The 4,308-nt window shown below is 71.0% G+C and carries 5 protein-coding genes; 4 read left to right on the top strand and 1 reads right to left on the bottom strand.

All coding sequences use genetic code 11. The features are described 5' to 3' along the window. The coding region (locus AC08OP_RS21490) for a protein kinase (protein ID WP_476615836.1) at window positions 1-745 on the bottom strand (745 nt) is incomplete at its 3' end. A gap of 210 nt (window positions 746-955) precedes the next feature. On the opposite strand from AC08OP_RS21490, the gene AC08OP_RS21485 reads away from it, so the two are divergent. The 4 genes from AC08OP_RS21485 (at window position 956) to AC08OP_RS21470 (ending at window position 4,199) form a co-directional block, all read left to right on the top strand. Continuing rightward, window positions 956-1,690: a Type 1 glutamine amidotransferase-like domain-containing protein gene (locus AC08OP_RS21485; RefSeq protein ID WP_476615835.1), complete on the top strand. Its 735-nt coding sequence runs from the start codon at window positions 956-958 to the stop codon at window positions 1,688-1,690. A 150-nt stretch (window positions 1,691-1,840) separates the two neighbouring features. Then, window positions 1,841-2,842 carry a lipoyl synthase gene (lipA, locus tag AC08OP_RS21480; RefSeq protein WP_476615834.1) on the top strand — a complete coding sequence of 334 codons (1,002 nt, stop codon included), beginning with the start codon at window positions 1,841-1,843 and terminating at the stop codon, window positions 2,840-2,842. A 117-nt stretch (window positions 2,843-2,959) separates the two neighbouring features. Continuing rightward, window positions 2,960-3,226, top strand: coding sequence for a hypothetical protein (locus AC08OP_RS21475; protein ID WP_476615833.1), 267 nt, complete (start codon window positions 2,960-2,962; stop codon window positions 3,224-3,226). Window positions 3,227-3,332: 106 nt separating this feature from the next. After that, a complete protein-coding gene (locus tag AC08OP_RS21470; protein ID WP_476615832.1) occupies window positions 3,333-4,199 on the top strand; it encodes a DUF4191 domain-containing protein in 867 nt (288 codons plus the stop codon). The last annotated feature ends 109 nt before the right edge of the window (window positions 4,200-4,308 follow it).

Genomic DNA, 4,308 nt, shown 5'->3' with positions numbered 1-4,308 from the left:
GGTCCACCCGGGGGATCACCGGCAGGGTTTCGGTCGGCGAGGGGCCGCGCCGCGCCGCGCCACCCGGCTCGCCGCCGCCCGCCAAGCGGACCGGGAGCGGAGTCGCGCTGCGGGCCAGCGACGCGGCGAGTTCCAGGGCACTCGGTCGTCGGCGCGGGTCGTCGATCATGGCGGTCGCCACCGCCACCGCCACCGCGGCTGCGTCCGGCCCGGTGGCCTCACGCATCGCCCCGAGCAGCAGAGTGGCCAGATCATGGACATCCGCAGACGCGGCCTCGGGTGGAATCGGATCCGGTCTGGCGGCGTCGGCCAGCGCCGCGGCCCCGAGCCCGATCAGAACCGGACGCCCGTTCGGCTCCAACAGGATGTCCTCACGCTCGAGCCGGCCATGCACGACGCCGACGGCGTGCGCGGCGGCCAGGGCCTGTGCGATCGGCAGACCGATCGTGACGACCTCACCGGGGTCCAGGTCCCCACGGGCGGCGAGCAGCCGCGCGAGGCTGACACCGCCGACGACCGGCTCGGTGATCAACGCCAGGCCCTCCGCGGTCGGCAACACCGCCACGACCGGCACCAGATGGGGATGCTCCAGGTCCACGAGGGCCCGGGCCGCAATAACCGCCGCGGAACGCAGCACTGGGTCCGGCGCCAGCCGCACCCGCCGCACCACGCACTCGATCCCGGACTGGTCGAACTGACCCGACCAGAGCTCTCCAGAGCCGGCGTCCCGCAGGCGGGAACGCATGCTCACCCCCGGGACCTCGGGTACGCCGCCGACGCGCCGGGGCGGTCTGTCCGCGGAATCGTCGGTGAAGGTCACAAGAAGCGACGCTAGGCTCAAACTCGTCCGGTCTGCATACCTCTTCGTCCGGTTGTGGATAACTTTTTACGATCCGCCGCGGGGTATGCGATCGATGACCGTCACGCGCGACAGCCTTCAGAGAGCGACGAACCTGTGCAGATCCTCGCCACCAGCGGTGGCTTCCTTCCGGACGGCCGCTACGGAGCCAAGGTCGGTCCCATCCTCCATCACGCCATCAGTCTGTCCGCAGCGGGCGCACGGCCCCGGGTCTGCCTGCTGCAGACCGCCCTGGGCGACGACCAGGCCGCCTACGCCCGCGGGTACGCGGCGTTCAACCGCGACCGACCAGACGTGCTGGTCTCCCACCTCACGCTGTTCCCGATGCCGAACATCGCCGACATCCGCGCCCATCTGCTGGCGCAGGACGTCGTCTGGGTCGGCGGGGGCAGCGTCGCCAATCTGCTCGCGGTCTGGGCCGTGCACGGGCTCGGTGAGATCTTCCGCGAGGCGTGGGAGGCGGGGGTCGTGCTCGGCGGAGTCTCCGCCGGTTCACTGTGCTGGCATATGGGCGGCACCACCGACTCCTTCGGCCCGGATCTCCGCCCGGTGGCGAACGGCCTCGGCCTGCTGCCCTTCAGCAACACCCCGCATTACGACTCGGAGGCCGGCCGGCGGCCGCTGTTCCAGCGGCTGGTCGCCGAGGGCACGCTGCCGGCCGGATGGGCGACCGACGACGGAGTGGGCCTGCACTTCCACCGCACCGATCTCGTCGAGGCGGTGGCCGACCGGCCCGGGGCGCACGCCTGGCGGGTCGAACGCGGTCCGGACGGCACCGCCGTGGAGACCGCGGTGGTGCCCCGTCTGCTACCCGCGGTGCCCCGCGACTGAGCCGGCAGGCTTATGATTGTGGATGTTCTCAGGCTTTCCGCGGTCCCCTACCGCGAAGCATGGGACATACAGCGCTTCCTCGCCGAAATTCGCTTGGCCGCGGAGCGGCCCCTTCTTCGAACCGGTCGCTGAGCAGATGGAGCTGGTGGTATGACCGCCGTCGCCCCCGAGGGTCGTCCGCTGCTGCGCATCGAGGCCCGTAATGCGCAGACGCCGATCGAACGCAAGCCATCGTGGATCAGGACTCGGCTGCGCACCGGCCCGCAGTACCAGGACGTCAAGGGGCTGGTCCAATCGGCCGGGCTGCACACGGTGTGCGAGGAAGCCGGCTGTCCCAATATCTACGAATGCTGGGAGGACCGCGAGGCGACCTTCCTGATCGGCGGGGAGGTCTGCACCCGCCGCTGCGACTTCTGCCAGATCGACTCCGGGCGGCCCGCACCGCTCGACCATGACGAGCCGCGCCGGGTGGCGGAGTCCGTCGCCACCATGGGCCTGCGGTACGCGACGGTCACCGGAGTCGCTCGGGACGACCTCGCGGACGGCGGCTCGCGGCTGTACGCGGAGACGGTCCGCCAGATCCACGCTCGCTCGGCCGGTACCGGCGTGGAGGTCCTGATCCCGGACTTCGGCGGCCGGCCCGACCAGTTGGGCGAGGTGTTCGGCGCGGCGCCCGAGGTACTCGCCCACAACCTCGAAACCGTACCCCGGATCTTCAGGCGGATCCGGCCGGCGTTCCGGTACGAACGCTCGCTCGACGTGCTGCGCCAGGCCCGCCAGTCCGGGCTGGTCACGAAGTCGAACCTCATCCTGGGTCTAGGTGAGACGGCGGAGGAGATCCACACGGCCCTGCGGGATCTGCGGTCGGCGGGGTGTGAGCTACTCACCGTGACCCAGTACCTGCGCCCGACGCCGCGGCACCATCCGGTCGAGCGGTGGGTGCGGCCGGAGGAGTTCCTCGGCTGGGAACGTGTCGGCGTGGAGCTCGGCTTCTCCGGGGTGATGTCCGGTCCGCTCGTCCGGTCTTCCTACCGGGCCGGCCGTCTCTACCAGCAAGCGATGACGGCACGTGACCAGGATCGCAGCGAAATGTCCGTTCCCCCGGAAAGTGTGTCGGAGAACTCTCACGGGCAACGGCCGAGTCCGTGGTGACCATTCCTCGAAGCAGCTAGAATTAGCTTAGCGTTACCCCCTTGTTACGTGGGGGTCATCCTCTTCGCCCATCATCGAGGTGTGTGCCCACGACCGTGCCGGGAGGTCGTTCCCATCGTGCTCCGTTCATTGCTCAGCGTTCTCGAAGAAGTGACCCTGCTGCTGCTGCCGCACGGAGGTCAGAAGACCGCGCGTCGTAACGCGTGGCGGGCGGCCACCGATCTGCACGTGACGACCGGCTATCGATGGCTGGACACCACCGTGCCGCTGTCGGTCACGTCGGTCACGCCGATCACGCCCGCGCCGCCCCGAGTCACCACCCCGGGCCGCCGCCCCGCGTCCGCTCGCGGTCGCCGCCCAGCACTGATCCGCGTCACGCCCTGATCACGCCCGGCAGTCAGATCCGCCGGACTTCCCGCCAGCCACTGGCGATCGGCGGGCACGGGACGAGCATGCCTACCGCCAGCCAGGAGGCCGTAGGCTCGCGGTCATGGCACTGAAGAAGAAGCCGACGGACGCCCCGGGGTCGGCGACCCCGGGGGCGGCGGGGAAGGACCAGTCGGCGGGCGCAGCCGACAAGAACGGCGCGGCTGGCAGGCGCGGCACCAATCCTGGCACCGCGGGGAAGATCCCCGGCACGGCCGGCAAGGGTGGCGCGGCCGGTCGGAACGGCCGCAGCGGCGAGGCGGGACCGGGAAAGGGATTCACCACCCGGGTCGCCCAACTCCGGATGATCTACAAGGTCACCCGGCAACGCGATCCGCAGGCGCTCTGGATCACCCTGGCGGGCTTCCTCGCTCCAGTCGCCGTCGGCATCGTGCTCGCAATCTTCGTCGGTCCGCTGTACCTGTGGATTCCGATCGCCCTCCTGCTCGGGGTGGTCGTCGCCCTGAACCTGTTCAGCCGACGGGTGCAGCGGACCGCCTACGCCGAGATGGAAGGCAAACCGGGCGCCGCCGCCGGGGTGATCGAACGGATGCGGGGCGACTGGCGCCTCACCCCCGCCGTCGGCGTCAACCGGCATCAGGATGTGGTGCACCGTGTCGTCTGCCGCGCCGGGGTCGTGATCATCGCGGAGGGTCGCGGGCGTGGCCCGCGGGAACTGCTCGCCGCCGAGAAGCGCCGGATCCGCAAGGCGGTCGGCGATACGCCGGTGACCGACATCATCGTCGGCACCAGTGAGGGGGAGACTCCCCTGCCCAAGCTGCAGAGCACCCTGATGCGGCTGCGGCGCACCCTGCGCCGTGGCGAGGTCGACGCCCTTGACCGTCGCCTGCGGGCGATGGGCGGCGCAGCGCTGCCGATCCCGAAGGGACCGATCCCCCGCAACATCCCGCGCGGCGGCCGCCTCCGCTAGCGCCGCCGCCAGGCGTGGTCCGCCGTGCCACCCACGGTGGACCACCCCCGAAGCCCCGTAGTGGAGGGATCCGCGCTACTTCTCGGGGCCGGGCTTCTCGGGGCCGGGC

Source organism: Frankia sp. CeRuru1 (genome assembly GCF_977966315.1).
Note: the sequence above shows the minus strand (reverse complement) of the source record. Positions and strands in the feature narration are given on the sequence as shown.

Coding starts and splice junctions, on each gene's coding strand:
- AC08OP_RS21470 (WP_476615832.1), top strand. CDS start 3,333: ATGGCACTGAAGAAGAAGCCGACGGACGCCCCGGGGTCGGCGACCCCG.
- lipA (WP_476615834.1), top strand. CDS start 1,841: ATGACCGCCGTCGCCCCCGAGGGTCGTCCGCTGCTGCGCATCGAGGCC.